The organism is Longicatena caecimuris, from assembly GCF_004341945.1.
GTDB classification, from domain to species: domain Bacteria; phylum Bacillota_I; class Bacilli_A; order Erysipelotrichales; family Erysipelotrichaceae; genus Longicatena; species Longicatena caecimuris.
The window spans coordinates 43,237-69,959 of sequence record NZ_SMBP01000011.1 but is presented as its reverse complement, the minus strand read 5'-3'; the positions used below and the strand labels follow the sequence as shown (position 1 = coordinate 69,959).

Here is a 26,723-nt window from a genome sequence, read left to right as displayed (position 1 = left end):
CGAACTTATAAACTGCTTGCTTTGCAAATGCTATGAAACGCGTTATGATTACATAAAGAAAGGCAAGTGATCATATGCAAGAACATTTACAATGGCTTATCAAATATCTATTAGAAGAAAATGAAGCTTATAGGGACATTTCCATGCCGCAACAGGAAGAAGAATGTTTCCGACTATATCGCTCTTTAGTGAATGTAAGAGAACCGAAGCCGGTATCTGATGCTTTTTTATACCATGAAAAGGCAGTGTTAGAAGCAATAAAACACCAAAAGGGTATCGTTACCATAGCGCAAATGCAGGCTTATGATAAGAATCTTTATTTATGGAAAGGTGATATCACAAGAATACAAGCGGATGCAATCGTGAATGCTGCGAATGCACAATTGTTAGGATGTTTTCAACCTTGTCATGGTTGCATTGACAATGCCATTCATACTTTTGCCGGTATAGAATTACGTCAGGAGTGTGCTGCCATCATGCGAAAACAAAGGCAGGAAGAGCCTGTAGGAAAAGCTAAGATAACCAAAGGATATCATCTTCCGGCAACCTATGTATTGCATACGGTAGGTCCTATCGTATATGGACATGTCACAGATACGCAGAAGCAACAACTGGCAGCTTGCTATCGCTCTTGTCTTAGCTTAGCACAACAGTATCATCTGACTTCCATCGCATTTTGTTGCATATCCACTGGGGTTTTTCATTTTCCTAATGATGAAGCCGCCGCTATTGCTATTCATACGGTGAAAACCTATTTACAAGAAACCAATTATGAAATGAAGGTGATCTTTAATGTATTTAAAGACGAAGACGAACGCATTTATCAAACCTATCTCCAACATTGAAAAGCTGCATGCGCTGTTACAAGAGGCAGATGCAATCTTAATAGGTGCCGGAGCTGGCTTATCTACCGCAGCCGGTTTGCGTTATGATGGTGAACGGTTTCGTCGTTATTTTCAAGACTTTATAGATGCTTATCATTTTACTAATATGTATGAAGCAGGGTTTTATCCTTTTGCGACATTGGAAGAATATTGGGGATATTGGAGCCGACATATTTATCATAATCGCTATGCTGCTCAGGTAAATACGGTCTATGCAGATCTGTTATCCCTTGTCAAAGATAAGGATTATTTTGTCATTACGACGAATGTGGATCATCAGTTTCAATTGCATGGATTTGCGAAAGAACGGTTATTTTATACCCAGGGCGATTATGGCTTATTTCAATGTTCACGCAATTGTCATGCCAAGACGTATGATAATGAGAAAGTGATACGGCAGATGGTTATGCAGCAAAAAAAGCGTTGCATTCCCAAAGAATTGATTCCTTATTGTCCCTATTGCCATGCTCCTATGACAGTAAATCTACGCTGTGATGCTAATTTTTGTGAGGATGCAGGTTGGCATGCCGCACAAAAACGATATCAGCAATTTCTCAAGCAGCATAAAGATGATCACATTGTATATTTAGAATTAGGAGTAGGGAATAATACTCCGGGCATCATTAAATATCCTTTTTGGCAATTCGTTCATGAAAATCCACAGGCATATTATGTTATCATCAACCAATTGGAAGCATATTGTCCCATGCAGTTGGCAAAACAATCACTCGTAATTGAAAAGGATATTGCGTCTGTGTTAAAAGAAATAAAAGCATACGTTCAAACATAGGGAAGAACAATTTGTTGATCAAGGTATAAAAAGGCTATAGATATGGAATAAAAAGGAGTAGGAAAACGATGAGAAAATTATGGGTCTGTTTATGCTGTGTGTTATGCTTGAGTGCCTGTACAGCGAAAGTAAAAGATGAAAAAGTACCCCAGGTGTTGCAGGAGTATAAGAAATATGTCAATGCAGCGCATGCACAAATTATCCCAAATCCGATACAAACCGATGCTTTTTCACCATATGCCAATAGCAGTGAAGCGTATTATCGAGCAATGGATTATGTCATTGCACATGGGGCAAAAACGAATGGTGAAGAAAGTGTGACACAGCAAGAAGCCCTACAGGATGTAGAAGATGTTTTCTTTACTTTGAAGGCATTGTATGGGAAATATCCTATATATGGAGATGCGCGCTTCCAAGAAGCAAAGCAAATGGTAGATAAACAGATAAAGAAATACGCAAAGATTAAGAAAACAGTGTTAGGTGAAGTATTAAGAAAACAACTTTCTTTTATCGAAGATGTTCATTTTCAAATTGATTTTGAGCCTTTGCATGAAAGCTATACCATGTATTGCGAACAAGGGGTACACTATCAAAAAAAGGCATATGTGAAAAAGAAGGATGGTTATTATGATCAATCTAATCAAAAACGCATTGTGCGTATCCATAAGGATGCAGATCTTGCGGCATATTTAAAGCCTGTCTTGCATAAGGATGGCAGCATTTCTTATCAACTGTTTTATCGAAGCAGAAAAAACATTACGCACTTATCCATGCGCTATGCAGATGGAAGTGAGCGTAAGGTAGCTATGGAAAAAGTGGAACAGATGAAGCGTAGTGAGGATATTCTTACAGAAAAAATCGTGCAAGGTATTCCTTATCTGCATATTACAAAAATGATATATCCCAGAGCCAGTGATACGTATGCACAATATGCCGAAACTTTTTTAGCAAGGGCAGCGCAATTCTCCCAAAAACCGCTTGCCATTTTAGATTTACGGGGCAATCCCGGAGGTAATGCAATGTTGAGTTATGCGTGGTCGCATAGCTATGCCAAACAGCGCATAAGTGGTTATGGAACACGAATACTGCGACTGCCATTGCATGAAGAAAAGTTCAAACAGCTGATGGATGAGGAAACTGATCAATCCTTAGCATCTTTATTAGAAGATGGCAATTATCAGAAACATGATAACTTATTATACATAGAAGAGCCTTATATGGGAAAAAAGCTGATTGAGAATAAAAGTATGTTATTGGTCTTGCAAGATGAAACCAGTGCATCCGCCAGTGAAATGCTGATAGATGAATTGCATACGATGGAAAATGTGATCTTTATTGGAATGCCGAGCGCAGGAGCAATTAGTGGCAGTGCGATGTCAACTTTTTATTTAGATAAAAGTGGTTTGCAGATCATGTTTGGAAATTTATATGGGGACTTTCCTGAAGCGTATGCCAGTGAATATGAGGGGATTTCTCCGGATATTTGGGTTCAGGGTAAAGATGTATTGAAATATGTGAAAGAACTTTTAAATTAGTACATATTTTGAGTGAATCAGATTGTATAGTATATGCGTTTATGATAGAATATTCTAAGATTTCCTTTCATCAGGAAATTGGGATAGATAAAGAGGTATATGAGAATGATCAAAAAGAAAAAGTACAACTATTTTCAGGCATATCAACTGATGACAGAATGTGCTTATCAGGCGGCTTTTGAATTGATGAAGATGATGAAAGACTACCAACCGAATGCCATTAATGTACATTTACAGAAAATGCATCGCATTGAGCATGAGGCTGATTTACGTCGTCATGAAATTATGACCGTATTAGCAAAAGATTCGCGTCCTCCTATGGATCGCGAAGATATTGTGGCGTTAAGTAATGCGTTGGATGATATGGTGGATATGGTGGAAGATGTTTCTATCGGCCTTTATATCTATAATGTGAAAGAAGTACAAGAAGCAGCCATGGCGTATGGAAAGGTCATTGTCATGTGCTGTGATGCGGTTCGTGAAATGATGAAGGAATTTGAAAAGATTCAGTACAACAATAATATTATGGATTGTATCAAGCGGGTGAATCATCTGGAAGGGCAAGGCGATACTTTGTTCGCCAAAGCGACCAGAGAATTGTTTAGCGATGTCCTTGATCCAGTAGAAGTGATTCGTTGGAAATCTATTTATGATCGCATGGAATTAGCTTGTGATTCTTGTGAGAAAATTGGACATTTAGTAGAAAGTGTAGTTTTAAAACACGCATAATAAATTAACAAAACCAGTTTGATAGGATATGACATCATATCCTAAGCATGCTGGTTTTTTTGTAAAAGATAAACAAAAATTTCCAAAAATTGGAAATAATATTTACAAGATGAGGTTTTAGGAGTATTATATCAATGGTTGTATACAATTAGTTATACCTTGTTGCATAGTGGTGATTTCTTAGGAAATCGCCTTTTTTTTGTACTTTATTTGCATAAATCTATAGAATACACAATAAAAACGACATATTCAAAAAAGTATAACATAATAGATATCGCCACGATATTTTAAAGATATTAAAGGAGCACCCTATGAGATTTATTGATATACATAATCATATGTGTTGGGGGTTAGATGATGGTTCGCAATCACTGGAAGAAACCAATAAGTGTCTTCAGAGTTGTGTGAAAGAGCATATAGAACGCGTTATTTTTACACCACATTATTGTGAAAGAGAAGACACGGTAATGTCCATGACATTCATGAAACATCGTCTTCAAGAGTGTATTGATCTAGCAAAACAATATGGCATACAAGGATACTGTGGATGTGAATTTTTATTAAATACTGATTTTGCGAAAAGTTTGCCAAAAAAGCAAATGCTTACATTAGCAGGTTCAGATTATGTCTTATGTGAATTTTCATGCAGGAATGAACTTGGTGATGAGTTTATGGTGGAAGAACGACTATATGAACTGATACTTGCAGGATATGTTCCGATCATCGCACATATTGAACGTTATTTTCCCCAAAAGCTAGATATAGAAAGGATCCAAAGATGGGTGGAATTAGGGTGCTATTTGCAAATCAACGCATCAAGTATTTGTGGCTGTTTTGGTAAGACGTGTCAGAAACATGCTAAGAAGTTGTTACATCGAAATCTTTGTCACTTTATCGCATCAGATGCTCATCACGATGCAGGAAGAAGACAGATGATGTTTCAGGCAGCTTATAAAGAAGCTTTGAAGATTTGTGGTGAGGATGTATGTGATTGTTTATGTTATCGAAATCCTTTGCATGTTGTACATCATGAAGAATTGGAAACCGATTATTTCGGTCATAAAAAAAGTCGCTTTTTTCATTTATAGGAGTTATTAAGGTGTTTTTAATTGTAAAGACGATAATAAAAATATTTTGATAAGGGAGTGAATAAAATGTATGAGAAGTTTATGAAACGGTTTTTCGATTTTTGTTTATCTTTCCTTGCACTCGTTTTACTAAGCCCCATAGCCCTCATGATCTGTATATGGATCAAATGTGATAGTCCTGGACCGGTATTTTTTAAACAAAAAAGGGTTGGAAGAGCTAGAAATCTATTCGACATCTATAAATTTCGTTCCATGTTAGAAACAACACCAAGCGATTGCCCAACACATTTATTAAAGGATCCGCAAAAATATATCACAAGGTCAGGACGTTTTTTACGAAAGACAAGTTTGGATGAATTGCCTCAATTGATCAATATACTGCTGGGTCATATGTCTTTTATCGGTCCTCGTCCTGCTTTGTACAATCAAGATGATCTTATTGCGGAAAGAGAAAAATATGGAGTTCATAAGTATCGTCCGGGGTTAAGTGGATGGGCACAGGTCAATGGAAGAGACGAGCTACCAATTATAGAGAAAGTAGCTTTTGATAAATATTACGTTGATCATTGTTCCCTTCTCTTTGATATTAAAATATTGCTTAAAACAATAACATGTGTTTTTAGAAGAACAGGTGTTGTCGAAGGTTGTATCCAGCAGGATCATGTAACAATTGAGCAAAAAGATACATACTCAGGAGATGTGAAATCCTTATGAAAAAAATTTTAATCACCGGAAGTAATGGTTTTATCGGTCGGCAGCTATGCGCAGCACTTGCTAAGGAATATGAAATTTTCGGTATTAATAGAACGCAAAGTGCGCAGTTGGATGAACAGCATGGTTTTATTTGTGAGCTTAGTGATTTTACTTCTATACATACGATATTTAATAGAATCCAACCGGATATCGTTATTCATTTAGCTGCACTTGTTCATAAAAATCATGCGGATACCTCAAAAGCGAACTATGATTTTATCAATTATGAATGTGCATGTAATATTTTTGATGAATGCATACAGAGAAACTGTAAATTAATTTTTTCCTCAACGATTGAAGTCTATGGAAATCATCAGCAGACATTGGTGAAGGAAAGTACAGTGTGTTCTCCTAAGAGTTATTATGCTATCGCAAAATATAAAGCAGAGGAATATTTACGTACGCATAGCGATCAGTTAACTTATGCCATTTTACGATTTGCTCCTGTTTATGGCGAAGCGTTTACCTTGAACATTGATAAACGAATATTATTAAAACCAATACCATTGGCTTATTATTTTAAAAATGGGGAATATCAATTTCATTTTTGTTCAGTAAATAACATTATAACGTTTGTGACGTTTTTAATTGAAAAAGATACCTATGGAAATACAATTTATAATCTTAGTGATAAAAAGGCAGTGAGTGCGAAAGAATTAATTACCTTTTATAAAGCGCAAGGCTGGTGTAAATATCATATTCGAATGCCTTATTTGTTATGTGAAGCAATGATCTTGTTTCTTGGTGTTTTTTATAAAGTAATGAAAAAAAAGGATGTCTTTCTATCCATTAGAAATTTTGAAAAGTTATTTTCTTCGACAATTTACAGCAATCAGAAAGCAGATACCTTATGCCCTTTACCTGGTAGTATTGAGGATATTGTCAAAGGTAGGAAATCATGAAAATCTTAATTGTAAGTCAGTATTTCTGGCCGGAGCATTTTCGCATTAACGATCTGGCAATAACTTTACAACAGTTAGGCAATGAGGTCAGTGTTTTAACCGGACTGCCTAATTATCCCAAAGGACATTATTATCAAGGGTATAGTAAAACAAAGAACAATGATGAAAAGTGGCAGAATATTTCCATATATCGTTGCAATATGCGACCAAGAGGACAAGGCAGCCTACAACTTGTGCGCAATTATCTAAGCTATGCTTACCAAGCGATAAAGAAAAGTAAAATACTTGAAGAACAAAACTTTGATCTGTTGTATGTATTTGGCGTATCACCACTTACCTCAGCATTGCCCGCTATTTATTTGAAGAAAAAATGGAAGATCCCGATTATCTTAAATGTACAAGATTTATGGCCGGAATATGTAACAGCTATTACCGGTTTAAAAAATTCGCTTTGTGTCTGCATATTAGATAAACTAATGCGTTATATTTATCGTTCTTGTGATAAGATCTTAATTTCCTCAAAAAGCTATGAGCAAAGTATTCAAAGATATTTGGGGACAAGCAGTGATAAGATCATGTTTTGGCCGCAATACGCTACGGTGGAAAAGGTTGCAAAAAGCAAGGTATTGTTTGATGAGATGGCGTTTCATATTGTTTTTACCGGAAATATCGGTGAAGCGCAAGGATTGGATATCGCTATAGAAACAGCTGATATGCTCAAAGATTTCCATGTGCAATGGCATTTCATCGGTACCGGAAGATATATGACGAAATTAGTAGCGATGGTGAAGCAGCGGAAATTAGAAAAGTGTGTAATTTTCCATGGTTGGATACCAGAAACACAAGTACCTCAATATTTAGCGAGTGCAGATGCTGCTTTATTAATTTTAAAGGATGATGATGTATTTAAGATGGCGTTACCGGCGAAATTGCAGACGTATATGGCATGTGGTGTCCCCATCGTGGGTTGTGTTAAAGGAGAAAGCAAACGTATTCTTTTAGAAGCAGAAGCAGGAATCGTGACAGATGAAATCAGTGCTGCTGGTTTAGCAAGTGTATGCAAACAATTCTTAACATGTCCCAAGGAACGTTATGATCGTTTATGCAAGAATGCACTAGCATATGGAAAGGCGCATTTTGATAAACAAGTCTTGATTGAGCAATTAATAAAAGAAATGAGGGTGTTAAAAGATGAGCATATTTAAAGATAAGGTGTTGTTAATAACGGGAGGTACAGGCTCCTTTGGCAATGCGGTCTTAAAAAGATTTATTGAAACGGATATCAAAGAAATACGTGTATTTAGCAGAGATGAATTAAAACAAGATGATATGCGTCATGAATATCAAGCAAAGTATCCTGTGCTTTTTCATAAATTGCGGTTTTATATCGGTGATGTTCGTGACATTGATTCTATTCGCAATGCCATGCATGGTGTTGATTTCGTCTTTCATGCGGCAGCGCTTAAGCAAGTGCCTTCCTGTGAATTCTTTCCGTTAGAGGCTGTGAAAACAAATATCATAGGTACAGATAATGTGTTAAGTGCAGCAATTGAGTATCAAGTGAAACGAGTGGTCTGCTTAAGCACAGATAAAGCAGCCTATCCCGTGAATGCCATGGGCACAAGTAAAGCGATGATGGAAAAAGTGATTACGGCGAAAAGTCGCATCGTGGATCCACGTAAAACAAGTATCATGTGTACACGATATGGGAATGTATTAGCTTCTCGAGGATCGGTAGTACCATTATTTATCAAGCAGATCAAAGAAGGTCGGCCATTGACGTTAACCAATCCCAATATGACAAGGTTTTTAATGACTTTAGAAGAAGCGGTTGATTTGGTGCTTTTTGCTTTCAATCATGGTGAAAGTGGCGATATTTTTGTGCAAAAGGCACCTGCGTGTACCATAAAAGTATTAACAGAGGCATTAAAAGAATTATTCCATGCCGATAATGCTATCAAAATCATTGGCATCCGCCATGGGGAAAAGATGTATGAAACACTATTAACGGATGAGGAATGTACAAGTGCGATTGATTTGGGTAATTTCTATCGTGTTCCGGTAGATAAGCGGGATTTGAATTATGACAAGTTTTATACGGGCAGTAATGAACATGTTCGCATATCCCATTTTAATTCCGATACGACAGTTCTTATGGATACTGAGGAAGTAAAAGCCAAGCTATTGGAAGTGGCTTATGTACAACAAGAGTTGCGTACTTGGGAGCATCAATACGCATGAACATTTTAATAACTGGAGCTCATGGTTTTATTGCCCGAAATTTAATACATGTATTACAAAGTAAAGAACTGTCGTTTTTACAACCACTGAAGTTGTATACCTATGATCGCCGTGATGCGATAGAAGACTTAAAAGAATACTTGACGGATTGTGATTTCATCATTCATTTAGCCGGTGTCAATCGACCACAGAAAGCACAAGAATATGAAGAAGGGAATAAAGGATTCACACAGTTTATTTGTGATGAATTAATTCAGCATAGGAATACATGTCCCATTTTAATGACCTCATCGATTCAGGCAGTGCTAGATAATGATTATGGAAGAAGCAAACGTGCAGCTGAAAATTGCTTAAGATCGCTATGGCAAAAAAACGGTAATAAAATTTATCTATATCGTCTGCCGAATGTATATGGGAAATGGTGCCGCCCTGATTACAACAGTGTCGTAGCAACTTGGTGTTACCACCTTGCTAGAAATCAGGATATTCAGATTCACGATGAACAAAAGGAAATCACGCTTTGTTATATTGATGATGTCATCACGGAAATACTGAATTGTCTGCAAGGAAAGGCAACGGTTGCAGATGAATCTGATTTCTATAAGGTAGAACCAACAACGAGGTGTCGTTTATCGGAATTAAGAAATATCTTATATTCCTTTAAAAATGAGCAGCAGAATCTTACATTGCCTAATCAAACGGCATTTGTTAAAAAGCTATATGCCACCTATTTGTCTTATCTGCCGCAAGAAAACTTATCGTATTCTTTAACAATGCATCAGGATGCGCGAGGCAGCTTTACCGAGATGTTTCATATGGATACTTATGGACAAGTGAGTGTAAATGTTTTGCATCCGGGTATTGTAAAAGGAAATCATTGGCATATGAGCAAAAATGAAAAATATGTTGTTGTCGCCGGCGAAGGAAATGTTAAATTGCGCAATCTTTATGACGATGATCATAAGCTTCTTACCTATCATCTTTCGGCGAACAAAATGGAAGTAGTGGATATACCACCGGGGTATTTACATTGTATTGAAAATACGGGAACGCAGGATATGGTAGTAATTATTTGGGCAAATGAAGTATTTGATGAAACTTATCCGGATACCTATTATAAGGAGGTGTGAACACCCTTATGAAAAAATTAAAATTGATGACAATCGTTGGTACCAGACCGGAAATCATACGATTATCAGAAATCATCAAAACATGTGATTTATACTTTGAACAAATCCTTGTACACACCGGGCAGAATTATGACTATCAACTGAATCAGATCTTTTTCAAGGATTTGCAGCTGCGGGCACCGGATTTTTACTTAAATGCCGCAAAAGATGAAGTTGGTGAGACAATCGGCAGCATTATTGCAAAAAGCTATCATCTAATGGCAAATGTTCGTCCCGATGCAGTGCTGGTGCTGGGAGATACCAATAGTTGCTTAAGTGTGATCGCGGCAAAACGCTTGCATATCCCGATTTTTCATCTAGAAGCTGGAAACCGCTGTTTTGATGAACGATTGCCAGAGGAGACGAATCGTCGTATCGTAGATCATATTGCAGATGTAAATTTGTGTTATAGCGAACATGCCAGAAGATATCTCTTGGCGGAAGGAGTAGCAAAAGACAGAGTGTTTGTAACAGGATCTCCAATGGCTGAAGTTCTTACGAAGAATCTAACGCAAATCCGTGAATCAAAGATTCTTAAAGAACTTGGTTTAGTAAAGCAACAATATATTTTGTTATCCGCGCATCGGGAAGAGAATATCGATCATGAAGAAGCTTTTTATGATGTGTTTACGGCAATCAATGCCTTAGCAGATATGTACAATGTGCCTATTATATATTCTTGTCATCCAAGAGCAGAAAAGTTTATTAGGGAAAGGAATTTTTCTTTTGATGAACGTGTCCGTATTCATAAGCCATTAGGTTTTCATGATTACAATCAATTACAGATACAGGCATTGGCTGTTGTAAGTGATTCTGGAACACTTCCTGAAGAAGCTGCCTTTTTCTCATCCATCGATTTAGGATTTCCGGCTGTTTGCATACGTACTAGTACCGAGCGCCCTGAGGCGATGGAAAAAGGAAATTTCATTCTTGCCGGTATCCAAAAGGAAGAGGTATTACAGGCGGTTGCCTTAGCAATACAATTAGAAAAGCATCATGAAAAAAGCTTGCCTGTTTATGATTATATTGAGCCAATCAGTGGAAAAGTCGTAAGAATCCTTCAATCCTATACTTCCATCATAAATAAAACCGTATGGAAAAAATAGTTTTCGTGAATACCGTATGCTATGGCAGTACAGGAAGGATATGCAAGACATTGTATACAATGGCACAGCAAAAAGGGTATAGCTGTTACATTGCTTATGGCAGAGGCAAGGCAGAGGCAACTTATAAAACAATAAAAATAGGAACGATCTTTGATGTTTTATGGCATGTGGGAAAGGCACGCTTTTTAGGAAAAAATGGTTTTGGCAGCTATTTTGCGACCAAACGCTTTATTAAAAAGCTCGAACGGCTACAGCCGGATATTCTTCATTTGCATAATCTGCATGGCTATTATCTGAATTTACCACTATTTTGTGCATATTTAAAACGTCATCCGGAAATAAAAAAAATTTGGACATTACATGATTGTTGGAGCTTTACAGGGAATTGTGCACACTACAATGGTCATGGCTGTATGCAATGGCAATCACAATGTCGTCAATGTCAGCATCATGATGGCTATCCTAAGACAATAAAGAGCGATATGACACGCAGCTTTCAGAAAAAGAAAGCATGTTTTACCGGCATAGAAAATCTCATCTTGATTACTCCTTCCGATTGGCTTTTGCAGCAAGTGCAAGCTTCCTTTCTACAAGCATATCCAATCTATACCATTCATAATGGAATTGACTTACAAGTATTTTCTCCAAGGAAGACCGCGATGGATAAAAAAACGAAAACGATTCTTGGGGTTGCTGGGAAATGGACTGCTGCAAAAGGGTTTGATGATTTTATCGCTTTGGCAAAGCACATTCCAGATGCATATCAAATCGTTATGATTGGGTTAACGAAACAACAGCTGCATCAATTGCCATCCAATATCAAAGGATATAAAGAAACACACGATGTGAAAGAGCTTGTTTCCTGGTATCAGCAAAGCTATGTCTTTTTCAATCCAACATATGAGGATACTTACCCAAGTGTTAATCTTGAAGCGCAGGCATGTGGCTGCCCAATTGTTAGTTATGATGTGGGCGGATGTAAAGAAACCTTGTGTAAAGGAAGCTATGTTGTACATAACGTAAACGAATTCTTGAAGCTTTTAAAGGAAAAGCCATTGCAGCGTATACAATTGCTTCCAGAAGAAAAGGCTCATTTGGATAAGAATAGAGCGTTTCTTGCGTATATTACCTTATACGAAGGACGGTTACATGAAGATGGGAAGGATACCATATGAGAATTGCATATTTAATATTGGCACATACAGATGTCAAACAATTGAATCGATTGTTAAAACAGTTATGTGAAATGCAGGATGTGTATTTGCATGTGGATCAAAAGGCTGATTTCTCCATCGATGAAATAAATGACTATTCATCCTTATATATCCTTACACAACGCACAAGGTGCTATTGGGGAGATATCAGCTTAGTAGAAGCTACCTTATTACTGTATCGTGCCGCATTACAGAAAAAATATGATCGCTATGTTTTATTATCCGGACAAGATTATCCATTGTATGCACAAAAAGATTTGCAGACTTTTTTTGCAAAGCATGCCGATGTAGAGTTTATCAGAGGATTTGCAATCACGGATAAGAACCAAGATTATTTTAAGATTCAGCAACGACATTTTATGAAGCCTTTTTTCCATAACAAAAAAGCGGATAGATTTCTTCATCACCTGTTACGTTATGGTATTACAAAGAATCGTCTGTTTTATAAAAAAACGGACTTAATTCTACAAGGACAAACTTATACGGTGTATGGTGGAGGACAATGGCACGCGTTAACGCATGCGTTTGCAAGCTATATGATGGATTTGATTGATACCCAGCCAAAGTTATTAACATATTTTCAAACTTCATATGCACCGGATGAAATGTTGTTTCAAACGATCCTCTTTAATTCACCTTTTCGTGATCATACGTTTAAAAAAGGTGTTGAAGCGGCTTATGTTGATGATATCCATCGGTGGACAGCTTTGCATGTGATGAAAATCAATGCATATGGTGAAGTCTCGCCATATAGTAATGACGATTACGCATATCTTAAAGCAAGTGAAGCATTATTCTTTCGCAAAGCAGTTAGTGGAATCAGTGATACCTTGATAGATCGATTAGAAGAGGAGTTTTATGCAGCAAGCATATGAGCAACGAAATCAGTACTTTGATTTCATAAGAGGAATCGGTTGTTATCTGGTCTTTTTTGCACATGTTTGTATCCTACATCTGGATTTTGTGATGAACTCTGTTTTCTTACATACCCTTTTCAATGCGATTGTCTATGCAATACCGATTTTTATCATCATATCGGGAAAGTTGATGTTGCGAAGAGCGTATAGCTATCGCGAAATATCTAAGAAAATCATGCATTTTATCGCTTTGATTGCGTTTTGGAATTTCTTATATGCTATAGTTGTCTATTGGCAACAAGGGATTCTTACTATCTTACAAATGACATTGCTACAGATGATAAAAGATGTATGGCAGGGGAGTTATTTTTATCAATTTTGGTTTTTATATCTCTTGATGTTTTTATACAGTATCACCCCATTACTATATCGCTTATATACCACGCACAAAAAACGTTATCTTCAAGTAGTTATGTGGTTGGGGCTACTGTGTATCTTATTTGATAGTATTAATTTGGGATGTGAAATACAAGGATATGCTTGCATAATGCGAATACCACAAATATTGCGAATGTGGATATGGCTATTTTATTTTATGCTTGGTGGCTGCTTATCGGATGTTTGTCAAAGGATGGAAAGGTGCATGATCGTAACGAAAAGTAAGGTCTTGCTAAGTGTGTTTATTACGCTTTTTCTGCTATTGATAGCAAGTGAGCGAATAGACACTTGTATGCCTGAAATGTTTTATGGTTCGATACTGGTCATATGCAGTCTTTGCCTTTGCTTTACGTATCGGCAGCAAGCTGCTTTACAATTGCATAGGTCATTGCATATCGCAACTTATTTTATAGGAATCTATATCCTGCAATTGCCATTATTAACGATGACATCTCCATTATTTCAGTTCATATTGCAATGGCCTTTCAGCACGATATGGTATTTTCTTTTCAGTAATTTCGTATTTGTTGTGCTTGTAGTGGTATGTAAGGTTTTATATAAAAATAAATACTTGCGTGAAACTTTGCGTTAATAGGGAAGGAGGATGAAAAAATGGAGATATCAGTCATTGTACCAATGTACAATTCTGAAAGCACGATAAAAGCTTGTGTAGAATCAATCTTACAACAACAAGGTGTTGCGGAAATTTTACTTTGTGATGATGGTTCTACGGATAATACGGCACAACTATGTCAACACTTAGCGACATTATACCCATGCATACAGTATTTGTCTTGTCCACACCAAGGCCCTTCAGCTGCTCGTAACATCGGCCTGCAACATGCAAAAGGTAAGCTTATTTCTTTCATTGATTCAGATGATACGATTGATAAACACATGTATGAAGAAATGTCGAAACAATTTCACAAGGACGTAGATTTAGTCATGTGTTCCTATGAGTTATCTTTTCGTAATATTAAACAACCGATGTTATTTCCGTTTTCACAAGAACAGCAGGAATACACACATGAAAAGGTTATGCAGGAAATTGTTCCTGCTATGGTATCGGAATATTCAATAACGAATACACGACAGAAGATTATCATAGGAAGTGTGTGTCGGTGTTTATTTCGTAAGGAGCTCATTCAGAAAAAACAGCTCACGTTTGATACCGCTGTGCGGTTTACAGAAGATTTACAATTTTTGGTGGATTACATTTTACAATGCCGAACTGTCGTTTTTATGAATCAGCCGTTTTATCATTATCAAAAAACCAGACGGACGACGACGCAAAGCTATATGCCTCATTATTTTACAGATATGGTGCATAGTCATGAGCTATTGCTAGAGAAGATCACGTTGCATCAGCCTGCTTTGGCAAAGCAATTAAAAAAGAGTTTTGCTTATCGCAGGCTCATGAATTACTATGAGGAAATCGTGAATCAAAGTAAAGTCGATGCAAAGGCCTCCTTTTGGAAACGTAGAGCCTATCTAAAGCAGGTTTTTAAAGACTATCATATACAAGAGGAACTTTCTTTATTTCATCTTGAGGAACTATTCAGTATTCCCCGAAAATATCGCAAAGGATTTTATCAGGGACATGTCACACTCATGTTCGCTGAACAATGCATAAGAAATAGAATAAAATGGATTTTATATGCCACAGAAAGGAAAAAGAGATGAAATTTGATTATGTAATCGTAGGTGCAGGGATTGCCGGTTTGTGTATGGCAGAACGTATTACAAATGTTTTGCATAAAGAGGTTTTGATTATTGAAAAAAGATCACATATAGGTGGCAATCTATATGATTGCTATGATGAGAATGGGCTTCTCATACAAGCCTATGGACCGCATATCTTTCATACAAATGATGCATCTGTATTTTCTTACTTAAGTACATTTACCACTTGGCATGAATATCAACATAAAGTGCTTTCTTATGTAAATGGCGAATATGTTCCATTTCCTGTAAATCTATGTACACTTAGCCAAATATTTCATGAGCCGTTTACGAAAGAAAAAGCACAACAATATTTTCAAAAGGTACAACAGGATCCTCAATCTTGCAAAACTTTTGAGGATATAGCAATAGCCAGTGTGGGAGCTGATTTATATGAGATGTTTTATAAACACTATACGGAAAAGCAATGGGGTATGCCATGCAAAGAATTGGATGCTTCCATCTTTTCAAGAATACCGATTCGTCTGAATAATGATCAACGTTATTTTTCTGATCGTTACCAGGGAATTCCCAAAGCCGGCTTTACAGCCATGATGAAGCGAATGTTAAATGCGAAAATGCATATTCTTCTGAATACAGATTATCAACAGATTAAAGATGAAATATCCTATGAAAAACTAATCTATACAGGACCATTGGATGCCTATTATGATTATTGTTATGGGCACCTTCCTTATCGTTGTTTACGTTTTGCGTTTGAAACACATGATACCCCATCGTATCAACAAGCAGCGGTAATCAATTATCCCAATGATTATGATTACACACGTATCACCGAATTTAAAAAGCTGACGGGCCAAGAACATAAGCACACGGTCATACTGAAAGAGTTTCCCGTGCAAGAGGGAATCCAATGTTATCCGATCTTACAACCTAAAATAAATGCGATATTAGCACAATACCAGAGATTGGCAGAACAGGAAAAGGATGTTATTTTTTTAGGACGATTAGCAAATTTTAAATACTATAACATAGATCAGATCGTAGCTGAGGCATGCAAATGTTTTGCTCAGCTGTGTGAGAAAAGCGATGCATAAAAGATTAATTAGCAATTATATTTATAACACCCTTTATCAAATTCTGATCATTTTCCTTCCTTTGTTGACGACCCCTTATCTGGCAAGAGTTTTTGGTGCTGAAGGAATAGGAAGTTTAAGCTATGTACAATCGATTAGCTCATATTTTATTTTATTTGGAACATTAGGAACCGGGTTGTATGGACAAAGAGAAATCGCTTATTATCAAAATAAACAAGAAGCGCGTTCGCAAGTCTTTTTAGAAATACTGATTATTCGCTGTCTAATGCTGATGGTAAGCATCATAGTATACGTATTGTATTTGCGACAGGTACAGGAATTACAGTTTTTGTTTTTACTGCAGATGATTGAAATTATCGCGAATGTGTTTGATATTTCTTGGTATTATCAAGGAATGGAAGATTTTCGCTATATCACATTTCGTAATATAGCCGTAAAGCTCATCGGAGCAATTTGTATCTTTACATTTATCAGAAGGAAAGCTGATATGTGGCTGTATATCGTATGTTTGGGGATGGTTGGACTCATCGCTAATCTATCCTTATGGTTAGCCTTACATAAAACGATGCAGTTATCAAATATTACAAAGCTTCATTTAAAACGTCATCTTTTTCCTATTTTCATGGTATTTTTACCTCAGATTGCCATGCAGATCTACACCTTATTCGATAGGACCATGTTAGGGTATTTATCTACCTATGCGCAAACCGGATATTATGATCAGACACAGAAAATCATTCGTCTGATTCTCATCTTTATCACATCCCTTGGCACGGTCATGATGCCACGCATTGCAAGTATTCAGGCAGAAGATCAGGACGACAAGATTCTTCATTATCTTTATATATCCTATAAATTTGCATTGTTATTAGCAATGCCTGCGATTTTTCTATTGCTGTGCATTGCCAATCGTTTTATCCCATGGTTTTTAGGACCATCTTATGATGCGGCAATCAGCTTATTAAAATGGAGTACACCTTTGCTGTTGCTGATTGGCTTAAATAATGTTACCGGCATGCAATACTTGATATCTACAAGAAGACAAAATGCATTTACATGCACGGTAGTGTTAGGAGCTGTTTTAAATTTTATCATGAATGCCTTACTGATACCGCAATTTGCTGCCAAAGGGGCAATTCTTTCAAGTGTCTGTGCAGAGTTTTTGATTACCGCAGTGCAATTTTATATCGTTCGCAAGAAGATAGCATTTCGCAAAGTTTTCAGAGAATGCGTTCATTATGGTTTATGTGCCGGCATTATGTTTCTTTGCATCATTTGGATCAACGTTTTGGATATTCCCATCATCCTTTATATGGTATTGGTGGGGGTTATGGCGAGTGTTTCTTATGGAATAGCTTTATATATAAGCAAGGACACCTTATTTGGCAATATGTTACACTTCTTGTCGCAAAAGCTGGGTAGGTGTAAAAAGGAGGTCTGATGGATATGAATTGGCGTAATTTTCGATTTATCCAATATTTAAAGCATATCAAAAAGTTGTATCAGAAACATCAGCGTTTATTTGAAAGAGAAAACGATTTGCTGTTTTTATGCAAGGCTTTCTTAAAAACAAGAATCGTAATGAGAAGTGATGATGCAGCAAAAGACTTCCAAAATTTATGCCAAAAAGCATCCTTTCACAAACAAGGGTGTTATCAATATTTTTATTATTATATAAATCCCTATCTATCCTTAAGCCAGCGACATCATGTGTTTAGTAATATCACGATTGCATATGAAAAATTCATTCAAAATAGTTTTCAAGCCTTGTTAGCAGAAGGCGAGAACTTACCCAATACATCATTTAAAAAACAGCAAAACTGCGTGTTATTAGCTATCATGACACAAATTGAAACAATCAGCACAAAGCTTCATGCTATGCAACGTTTTGATTTACAGCAGCTGTTTGCCGAAATGGTGCAGGGTGAAGCTAGACATCTACAAGATGGGATGCAAAGAATATTGTTTTTGAATCAGATGCTTTGGCAAAGCGGTCATGAATTGGTTGGATTGGGACGCTTTGATGCATTGTTGTTTCAATTATATGAGCAGGATTTACAGACTGGGTATATCACAGAAGAAAAAGCAAAGTCTATGCTTTTGGAGTTTTGTCATATTTTACATCAAGATTATTGGTTTAAAAGCAGTGAGTTATTAGGGGATACGGGGCAAATTTTGATTCTTGGTGGAAAAGATCTCCAAGCGAATACGGCCTTTACGAAGCTTATCTTACAAGTTTTTGAAAAATATGATAAACCAGAGCCAAAGCTGTTGTATCGATATACCCAAACCTGCCCTAATGTCATAAAGGAACAAATTTTTAGGGTTCTAAAAAAGGGGAATGGATCGCCTTTGCTAAGTAATGACGATGTTATTCTAACTTGTTTGCAACAAGCAGGTATTGCACAAGTTGATGCTTTGCATTATGGAACATCCGCTTGTTGGGAACCTTTGCTTATCGGAAAAGATAGTTCGCAAAATAATACATCGATTCTGAATTTCCTTGTTCCTATCGTAAAACTTATGAACGATGATCTTTTGACGATAGAAGAAGTCTATCAACGATATTTTAGTTACTTAAAGGAAGAAATTTTAAGAATTTGTCAGGCTTCAAAAGCATTGGTATATGAAAAAGATGCATTTTTATCTTTATGTATTGATGGTTGTTGGCAGTCTGTAAAGGATGTTGCAGAAGGTGGTGCCTGTTACCATAACACCGGTATTACCACGGTGGCTATGGGCAATGCGATAAATGCTCTTTTCAATATTGAAGAATTCGTGTATAAGAAAAAACTTTTCACGCTTGCTCAATTGCAAATGTATTTAGAAGATGCAGAATATGGAGAACAATTTCGCTATTTTCTGCAACAAAAAGGTGTTTTTGGTGATGATGAACAGAAAACGATGATTTCACGCATCAATCAAATAACGGCCTATGCAGCACAAGTATTTGCCGAAGAAAAAAATCAATGGGGCGGTCATTTTGTTTTTGGTCTTAGTTCTCCAGGCTATGTAAGTAGTGCTGCTACCTTTCCTGCAACGGCAGATGGGCGCGCATATGGAGAGCCTTTCATGACACATATTTCCGGAATCGCAGGCAGAGCTTATACGTCATTATTAAATTTTGCGGCAAAACTACATTATGATCATGGCAGGTGCAATGGTAATGTGGTAGATATCATGATGAATCCTCAATTATTGAATAATTTCGAAGATAAATGTCGGACACTGCTGTTTTGTGCCTTGGATCAGGGAATCTTTCAATTGCAAATGAATGTATTACAAAAAGATGTTTTACTGGATGCACAGCAACATCCTAAAAAGCATGCAGATTTGATTGTTCGCGTATGGGGATTCAGTGCGTATTTCATTGATTTACCAAAAAGCTATCAGGATATTGTCATAAGGAGGTGTGAAGAATATGAAACTGTGTATCACTGACATACAACGCTTTTGCCTTTATGATGGTCCTGGTATACGTACGACGATATTTTTAAAGGGATGTCAATTGCGATGTCCTTGGTGCTGTAATCCGGAAACACAATCGCTGCAAGAACAAATGGCCATCGATATGGATAACTGTTTCTATCCAATTTGCCCCAGTCGTAAGTCAAATGCTGTTTGTCTAGCTATGCGTTCAATTGGAAAAAGGATCGATGTGCAAGAATGTCTTGCGGCCTGCATGCAAGATCGAAAGTATTATCAAGCTGATGGAGGTGTCACCTTTAGTGGTGGTGAGCCATTGTTACAAGCAGATGTTTTGGTAGGTGTCATGCAAGCCTTAAAAAAAGAACAAATAACGATTTGTGTGGAAACCTCATTATATGCTTCGCTAAAACAGTTGCAATTGCTGCTTCCCTATGTGGATACATGGTATGTGGATTTAAAGAGTTTAGAACCTGCCTGCATCAGTAAGCTAAAAGGGAATTTAAATGAGTATATAACAAATCTAAATTACTTAACTGCTCAGCAAAAACATATCATCCTACGGATTCCGTTAGTAAAACCTTACACGTTCACAAATGCCAATTTGGAAGCTATCAAACGGTTTTTACCCAATTACCAATTTGAAAAGATTGAACTATTTTCAATACATAAGTTAGCGACAAAGAAATATCAAGTATTGGGAATGACGCAACCTGCATATGAAGGTGTATCTGAGGAAGAGTTACAAACATTTGCACAAGCAATTGCGCAAAAGGATCAAGTGATTGAGGTGATGCGTATATGAGGGTATTACATGTCGTATCTGTATTGCAAAGCGGTGGCATTGAAACCATGCTTTATCGCTATCTTCACTATATGAAGGACAGGAATATCACTTTTGAAATTATGACGCATGATGAGAATGAGCAAGGTATGCTTTATCAACGATTTTTACAATTAGGTATTCGTATATATCGCATTCCCTCCAAACATACTTCGTTAAGAAAAAATCTGGCTGCCATGAATAACATTATTGCCCACGGTGCGTATGATGTCATTCATGTTCATCAAGGCTATCTGTCATGTTTCCCTTTACTGATTGCACGTTTCCATAACGTTCCTTTGCGTATTACCCATGCGCACTCCACCTACGCTTTGACAACACAACGACCAAATCTCATGATTCGCCTAATGAAATTTCTGAATGTGCATATGGCAAATGATTATTATGCGACAGGGCCAACGTGTGGAGAGTTGTTGTATGGCAAAAAACGTTGGAAAGAACATGGGTTTCTTATGTACAATGCCATGTCTCTTTCTGATTTTCAATTTGATGAAGCCACACGTATCCAATATCGCCGTCATTATCAGTTACAGCACAAAATGGTATTGCTTGTAATTTCACGTTTATCCAAAGAGAAAAACATCGCCTTCACTATTCGTCTAATGAAGTTGTTAGATGACCAATATCATTTGGTCATTGTCGGTGAGGGGGAACAAAAAGCAGCGTTGACATCTTTGACTATGTCATTAGGTTTACAAGAGCAAATTACATTCCTTGGGCAACGAAATGATGTTTGTGCCTTACTCGATATGTCTGACATCCTATTGGTGCCTTCCTTCTATGAGGGTTTTTGTATATCGGCAATTGAAGCACAAATCAATGGATTACAAGTTATTTTATCAGATACGATTCCTCAGGAAACCGATATCACACATACTTGCCTGCGAGCATCCATTCAAAGCAAGGAAGAATGGGCTGAAAAAATTATGAACTTGCCTCGTATGTGCAGACATAACAACGATAAAATGGTGTTTCGTGAATTGTCAATTGAGACAGCGGCTGTATCTTATGAACGTAGGCTGAAGGAGATGATAAAATGAACATATATCAGTTAGAGGATTATGATGTGCAAGGTGTTGATGCGGGCAGTAAAGCGCGTATTGATGTATGTCAGATTCTGCATGAACAAGGCATCGAAGCCCTTTTGCATCATTATGAAAAAAGTCGGTTGAAACGATTATTAGAAAGCATTAAACTGACTTTTATTAAGAAAAAGGACAAGCGTTTGATTGTCCAATATCCCATCAGCAGATGGAATCAGAAAATCTTAAGACGCAGCAAAGGACAAGGAATTATTTATTTGATCCATGATTTGCAATCCATACGTTGTGGGCGTTTGCTGCAAGAAGATCTGCAAAACTTTACGTCAATGGATACACTGATTGTTCATAATAGCGTGATGGCAAAACTAATCAGACAAACTGGTTTTCAAGGGAACATCATAGAACTTATGGTATTTGATTATCTAAGCAATCCCATACCTTGGCAACAAAGAAAGCTGACAAAGGAAATTGTCTATGCGGGCAATTTAGAAAAAAGTCATTTTATATCGCAATTGCATCATTTGGACAATCTTATTTTTCGTTTATATGGAAGATATATAAAGGCAAATCAGAGCAGACATATTTTATATGAAGGAGCATATCCGGCGAATACATTACCGGCTGCTTTAAAGGGAAGCTTTGGACTCATTTGGGATGGTGATGATTTAAATGGCTGTCGTGGGTTAAATGGAGAATATATGCGTTATAATAATCCACATAAATTATCCTTATATATCGTTTCATTATTGCCAATTATAACATGGTCAAAAGCGGCAATCGCACCATTTGTAATACAGCACAACATTGGTTTTGTCGTAGATAGTTTAACGGAAATAGAAGGTCGAATCCTAACGATGCATTCATCAACCTATCAGCTATATGTAGATAATCTTTTACGTTTACGTGATAAGCTGCTTATGGGAATGTATACAAAGCAAGCAATAACAAAGGCTTTGCACGTGTATGAATAACAGTTTCCAGAAATTGATGCATTTTATAAACAAACTGCTCTTTCTTAGTATTGCATGCATCAGTTTTACGCCTATTCTATTGCATAACACATCGTATATGTTCATGATTGGTCTGCTGCTGTTATGGTTTGTGACAGCCTTCTTGCACGATGCAACTTATTTTTTGACTTTTCGTCTCATGCATCTGCTTCTGCTTTTTTGGATCTTTTATTTAATGTTATTACAAATCTTACACATCTCAGATAATAATATCGGAAATTTGTATACTTGTCTGACCTTTTGGCTATGTATAATTTTTTATGATTATTATCGCAATCATATGCAAATGGCAGAAAAAAATACATGCAAAAGAGTGCTCTATGGTATTCTGATTATCAATATGTTCAGTAATTTCATTCAACTCATCCAAGATCCATATCTATCAAAATATGTAACAGGTGGTCAATTTGCAGGTAACGTCACACAATTAAATATTTTTACCACCACGGAGCTATTAGGGGAAATCGTCTTATGTCTGTTATTCTTACATCGTTACTTAACGATCAAAACACGCATTCGTTATTTACATTTGCTTCTTGCTCTATGTACCTATTTTACCATTATTCTGTCTTCCTCTATGATATCAATCATCATATGTACATGTAGTTTGATAGGCATGCTGTTATATTATTTGAGACAGCGAAATGAACAACTTTTTCTATGTATATTGGCTATCTTTGGCATACTGCTTCTCTATTTTGTGATAAATTCCGATGCGATCATGAATGGCTGCAATGCTTTAGTTTCTTCAATACCGGATGAGATGATCAAGAAACGTGGTTTAGAAATCCTACATATGTTGGATAATCAATTTCAATCAGAAATCACGATGTCTGGTCGTCTTACACTGTATCAAGACAGCTTGCATACTTTCATTACCCATCCCTTCTTTGGCATAGGAAGACATCACAGCAATGTTCAAGGGCTCATTAGCTTACATAGTCAAATATTAGACGATTTTGCATACTATGGCGGTATCGGTGTGACCTTTTATATATTGAGCATCCGTTGCTTTTTAAAGCAGATACGATATCGTAGCATGCAGAAGGGAGCCTGTATCATATGCATGCTTGCCATTGGCTTTTTCTCATTAATGAACCCAATATTAAGCGTGGCAAATGGGTTGATTATCTTCGTATTATTGCCTTTAGAAATAGAAACAGGGCACCATCGTATTAAGCTTCCTAAAAAATTTTTAGCAGACATAAAAGATATCCTGCAGCAACGTCAATACTATTTGCAAACCATTATGCTTATAGCGGTGATGATCTTTGTAAGTCAATATAAAATAAGTGATGATTATTATGGTGATGTGGCATATTATTTGCAAAATGAAATCAGTCCTAATGCTTCAGTGAATGCAAATACGATTCTTGTCAATCAGGGGTTATTAACAGATTATAGCTATATGATCAATAGTGATGACGCTCATATGGAGATAGCGGAAAAGATGCATGTGAAAACGGTCAAATATCATGCAAAAAGTAGCGGAAGTGTTTTACATATATCGATTCAAGCTGAAAAGCAACAGGATGTCTTAAAAATAGACAAGCGTATTGAAAAACGCATCTTGCAGGATTTTAAAAAGCATAATAAAACATTGTATAAAATTAATGAAGAAGTAGCAAAGCATCAAGAGACCACCCAAGAGAGCATAGTTCGTTATCTCTTATGTGCCCTAAGTTCCTCTTTCCTCATCTTGCTTGTTTTCTACATACGAAAGCGCCAGCACAATACATTTCAATCAAAGGATGAAGTTGAAGATTTGACTGGTTTTGTTGTTTTAACGCAAATCGCGTATCAGAAAGATATAGAGGTGTAATAAATGGATGAAAAAGAAATAAAGCTTCGCTTAAATGATTTAATCGGGATATTTAAAAAGCATTACAAAGTCATTCTCTTTTGTACTTTGCTGTGTATGGTGTTTTTAATGGTCGTTTCTTTGTGTATATTGCCAAAGAAGTATGCGAGTGATTCCAATATATATTTAAAACCAAAGACAACCTCTGAAGGAATTATTGATAATCAAACCGTCATTACGAATCGTAATTTGGTAAAAGATTATGAAAAAATCTTGCAGGGGACAACCGTCTTGTCACAGGTAGATAAAAAGCTGCATTTGGCGGATGGTACATGTAGCAAAGCTATCCAAACAAATGTCGAAGATAATTCCAATATCATCACCATAAGGGCAAATAGTGAGGACCCGTATTTATCCCAAAACATTGTGAAAGAGACCATTGCTGTTTTTACACAAGAAATGATGAAAATCAGTGAAATAGATAACATCACAGTAATTGATAAAGCTACCTTACAAACGCATTATATTTCGCCAAACATTAAATTGAATAGTATTGCAGGCGGTATTTTTGGCTTTGCTTTATCCTATATTTATTTCATCTTGGTATTTTTGCTTGATAATCGCATTAAATCCAGTGATCAGGCGGAAGAATATTTTGGTTATCCGGTGTTGGGAAGTATTCCTTTTGTCGATGAATTAAACCAAGAGAATCATCCAAGAAAAAGCATCAAAAGGAGGGTCAAAGCATATGTCAAAAAATAAAAATACCTATAAATTTGATAACATGGAAGCATTTCGTAAATTGAAAACGAACATCGAGTTTTCCGCAGTAGAAAAACCGATCAAAGTTGTTAATATTACTTCTTCCTGTGCGAATGAAGGAAAATCAACAGTGGCTTTTCATCTTGCGCAAGTGTATGCGGCAAAGTATAAAAAGGTATTGGTCATCGATTGCGATTTACGCAGACCGAAAATGCATCGTTATTTTCAAATCAGTAATCAAGTAGGCTTATCTGATTTGCTGGTGTTTATCGATAAACAGCCGGATTTAAGCACTTATATTCAAGAAGTTACAGTAACGGATTGTGAGAATGCTATTTCCGTTTTGACATCTGGAAGTAAAGTGCCAAATCCTCAAGAATTGTTAGGATCATCCAAATTCAAGAAGCTGCTGCAGGCTTTATCCAAACAATATGATTTCATCATTTTGGACTGTCCTCCTATCAGTATGATCAGTGATACTTTTTATGTAAGTAATGTCAGTGATGGAACTATTTTTGTCATATCCATGAAAGATACAAAAAAAGACATAGCACTATCTTCGATACGGCAATTAGAACGCAGCCGGTCAAAGATATTAGGAATTGTTTTAACAAAAACACAAAATTTATCATCCTATGATTACTATTACACCTATGAATAATCAAATAGCTGTATGGCAAATGAATCTAAAGAGTGCTTATTGCAAGATATCATCCTGTCTATACAAGCTAAGAAAATGGAGAACCTTATGAAAGAACTATATGTGGTAGAACAAGATGTCGTACATGCCCTAGAGCGTATTGAGGCTGAACAAAACGATTCGTATTATGATATATGGCACTTTGAAATTGATCGAAAAGCAATCAGTAAACAAATACTCATATGTCGTTTTGAAGATTTCTTTCGTATATGGGAAATGTTAACTACAAAGAGTATTGAGAAAAGTGTGCGTTTTATCCTGCGTCAGGATGAGAATGAACGATATTGGATGGTGGTGGAGGATAAGGAGTTGCTTTTATCCGTGTATGAACGTCTGTCTAAGTTGAGGAAAAGTGCATTTTATCAGAAATTGGTTAAAAAACCCGGATATCGCTATACAACAGGGTATGAAAGTGATATTAAAGAAACATTAAAGCGTATGAAAACAGCAATAGGTCAAGCCATTGCCATGGATGGATCCCTTTTTATGCTGATTCAACGATTTTAAGTTGTAAGCTCATCGCCAACATAGAAACTACGATGTTAAAAAAGGAAGTTTTAAACGTGCATGGATGCGTTTGTAACTTCCTTTTACATTTTGCTATACTGGAAACGATATGCTGAACAAAAGTCAATTTTATTTTAAAGAATG

The 26,723-nt window shown here is 36.6% G+C and carries 25 protein-coding genes; all 25 read left to right on the top strand.

Features of this window, described 5'->3' with window-relative positions; translation table 11 throughout:
* The first annotated feature begins 74 nt into the window (after positions 1-74).
* The 25 genes from EDD61_RS07855 (at position 75) to EDD61_RS07735 (ending at position 26,579) form a co-directional block, all read left to right on the top strand.
* On the top strand, positions 75-845 hold the full coding sequence (locus tag EDD61_RS07855; RefSeq protein ID WP_128125162.1) for a protein-ADP-ribose hydrolase: 771 nt from the start codon (positions 75-77) through the stop codon (positions 843-845).
* Positions 793-1,674: an SIR2 family NAD-dependent protein deacylase gene (locus tag EDD61_RS07850; RefSeq protein WP_128125161.1), complete on the top strand. Its 882-nt coding sequence runs from the start codon at positions 793-795 to the stop codon at positions 1,672-1,674. Before EDD61_RS07855 ends, EDD61_RS07850 begins: the two co-directional genes overlap by 53 nt.
* 68 nt (positions 1,675-1,742) lie before the next feature.
* Entirely contained in the window at positions 1,743-3,209 is a 1,467-nt protein-coding gene (locus EDD61_RS07845; RefSeq protein WP_128125160.1) for a S41 family peptidase, read from the top strand.
* Positions 3,210-3,314: 105 nt separating this feature from the next.
* On the top strand, positions 3,315-3,938 hold the full coding sequence (locus EDD61_RS07840; protein ID WP_128125159.1) for a DUF47 domain-containing protein: 624 nt from the start codon (positions 3,315-3,317) through the stop codon (positions 3,936-3,938).
* 311 nt (positions 3,939-4,249) lie between these two features.
* Entirely contained in the window at positions 4,250-5,026 is a 777-nt protein-coding gene (locus EDD61_RS07835) for a CpsB/CapC family capsule biosynthesis tyrosine phosphatase (protein ID WP_128125158.1), read from the top strand.
* A gap of 66 nt (positions 5,027-5,092) precedes the next feature.
* Positions 5,093-5,740: a sugar transferase gene (locus EDD61_RS07830; protein WP_008687827.1), complete on the top strand. Its 648-nt coding sequence runs from the start codon at positions 5,093-5,095 to the stop codon at positions 5,738-5,740.
* Positions 5,737-6,681: an NAD-dependent epimerase/dehydratase family protein gene (locus EDD61_RS07825; protein WP_120173387.1), complete on the top strand. Its 945-nt coding sequence runs from the start codon at positions 5,737-5,739 to the stop codon at positions 6,679-6,681. The genes EDD61_RS07830 and EDD61_RS07825 overlap by 4 nt, the downstream gene beginning before the upstream one ends.
* Positions 6,678-7,886, top strand: a complete 1,209-nt coding sequence (locus EDD61_RS07820; RefSeq protein ID WP_120173388.1) for a glycosyltransferase family 4 protein — start codon at positions 6,678-6,680, stop codon at positions 7,884-7,886. The genes EDD61_RS07825 and EDD61_RS07820 overlap by 4 nt, the downstream gene beginning before the upstream one ends.
* On the top strand, positions 7,873-8,922 hold the full coding sequence (locus EDD61_RS07815; RefSeq protein ID WP_008687830.1) for a polysaccharide biosynthesis protein: 1,050 nt from the start codon (positions 7,873-7,875) through the stop codon (positions 8,920-8,922). Before EDD61_RS07820 ends, EDD61_RS07815 begins: the two co-directional genes overlap by 14 nt.
* Entirely contained in the window at positions 8,919-10,052 is a 1,134-nt protein-coding gene (locus EDD61_RS07810) for a polysaccharide biosynthesis C-terminal domain-containing protein (RefSeq protein ID WP_128125156.1), read from the top strand. Before EDD61_RS07815 ends, EDD61_RS07810 begins: the two co-directional genes overlap by 4 nt.
* An 8-nt stretch (positions 10,053-10,060) precedes the next feature.
* The gene (gene wecB / locus EDD61_RS07805; protein ID WP_020990823.1) at positions 10,061-11,197 is read left to right on the top strand and encodes a non-hydrolyzing UDP-N-acetylglucosamine 2-epimerase; all 1,137 of its coding nucleotides are present in this window, start codon (positions 10,061-10,063) and stop codon (positions 11,195-11,197) included.
* Positions 11,185-12,372: a glycosyltransferase gene (locus EDD61_RS07800; RefSeq protein ID WP_128125155.1), complete on the top strand. Its 1,188-nt coding sequence runs from the start codon at positions 11,185-11,187 to the stop codon at positions 12,370-12,372. The genes wecB and EDD61_RS07800 overlap by 13 nt, the downstream gene beginning before the upstream one ends.
* On the top strand, positions 12,369-13,286 hold the full coding sequence (locus EDD61_RS07795) for a beta-1,6-N-acetylglucosaminyltransferase (RefSeq protein WP_008687836.1): 918 nt from the start codon (positions 12,369-12,371) through the stop codon (positions 13,284-13,286). Before EDD61_RS07800 ends, EDD61_RS07795 begins: the two co-directional genes overlap by 4 nt.
* Positions 13,270-14,298 (top strand): acyltransferase family protein, encoded by a 1,029-nt coding sequence (locus EDD61_RS07790; protein ID WP_128125154.1) that lies wholly within the window; start codon positions 13,270-13,272, stop codon positions 14,296-14,298. The genes EDD61_RS07795 and EDD61_RS07790 overlap by 17 nt, the downstream gene beginning before the upstream one ends.
* 20 nt (positions 14,299-14,318) lie before the next feature.
* Complete coding sequence (locus tag EDD61_RS07785) at positions 14,319-15,389, top strand: glycosyltransferase family 2 protein (RefSeq protein WP_128125153.1); 1,071 nt, start codon at positions 14,319-14,321, stop codon at positions 15,387-15,389.
* Positions 15,386-16,486 (top strand): UDP-galactopyranose mutase, encoded by a 1,101-nt coding sequence (gene glf, locus EDD61_RS07780; RefSeq protein ID WP_008687840.1) that lies wholly within the window; start codon positions 15,386-15,388, stop codon positions 16,484-16,486. The genes EDD61_RS07785 and glf overlap by 4 nt, the downstream gene beginning before the upstream one ends.
* Positions 16,479-17,927 (top strand): flippase, encoded by a 1,449-nt coding sequence (locus tag EDD61_RS07775; RefSeq protein WP_132224907.1) that lies wholly within the window; start codon positions 16,479-16,481, stop codon positions 17,925-17,927. Before glf ends, EDD61_RS07775 begins: the two co-directional genes overlap by 8 nt.
* Positions 17,927-19,927 (top strand): pyruvate formate lyase family protein, encoded by a 2,001-nt coding sequence (locus tag EDD61_RS07770; protein WP_132224905.1) that lies wholly within the window; start codon positions 17,927-17,929, stop codon positions 19,925-19,927. Before EDD61_RS07775 ends, EDD61_RS07770 begins: the two co-directional genes overlap by 1 nt.
* Entirely contained in the window at positions 19,908-20,717 is an 810-nt protein-coding gene (locus EDD61_RS07765) for a 4Fe-4S cluster-binding domain-containing protein (RefSeq protein ID WP_132224903.1), read from the top strand. Before EDD61_RS07770 ends, EDD61_RS07765 begins: the two co-directional genes overlap by 20 nt.
* Complete coding sequence (locus EDD61_RS07760) at positions 20,714-21,796, top strand: glycosyltransferase (RefSeq protein WP_132224901.1); 1,083 nt, start codon at positions 20,714-20,716, stop codon at positions 21,794-21,796. Before EDD61_RS07765 ends, EDD61_RS07760 begins: the two co-directional genes overlap by 4 nt.
* Positions 21,793-22,770, top strand: a complete 978-nt coding sequence (locus tag EDD61_RS07755; RefSeq protein ID WP_132224899.1) for a glycosyltransferase — start codon at positions 21,793-21,795, stop codon at positions 22,768-22,770. The genes EDD61_RS07760 and EDD61_RS07755 overlap by 4 nt, the downstream gene beginning before the upstream one ends.
* Positions 22,771-22,984: 214 nt before the next feature.
* On the top strand, positions 22,985-24,631 hold the full coding sequence (locus tag EDD61_RS07750) for an O-antigen ligase family protein (RefSeq protein WP_243642701.1): 1,647 nt from the start codon (positions 22,985-22,987) through the stop codon (positions 24,629-24,631).
* A gap of 3 nt (positions 24,632-24,634) precedes the next feature.
* On the top strand, positions 24,635-25,372 hold the full coding sequence (locus EDD61_RS07745) for a YveK family protein (protein ID WP_119983589.1): 738 nt from the start codon (positions 24,635-24,637) through the stop codon (positions 25,370-25,372).
* The gene (locus tag EDD61_RS07740) at positions 25,359-26,033 is read left to right on the top strand and encodes a CpsD/CapB family tyrosine-protein kinase (protein WP_008687848.1); all 675 of its coding nucleotides are present in this window, start codon (positions 25,359-25,361) and stop codon (positions 26,031-26,033) included. Before EDD61_RS07745 ends, EDD61_RS07740 begins: the two co-directional genes overlap by 14 nt.
* An 87-nt stretch (positions 26,034-26,120) precedes the next feature.
* Positions 26,121-26,579 carry a hypothetical protein gene (locus EDD61_RS07735; protein WP_008687849.1) on the top strand — a complete coding sequence of 153 codons (459 nt, stop codon included), beginning with the start codon at positions 26,121-26,123 and terminating at the stop codon, positions 26,577-26,579.
* Positions 26,580-26,723 lie beyond the last annotated feature (144 nt).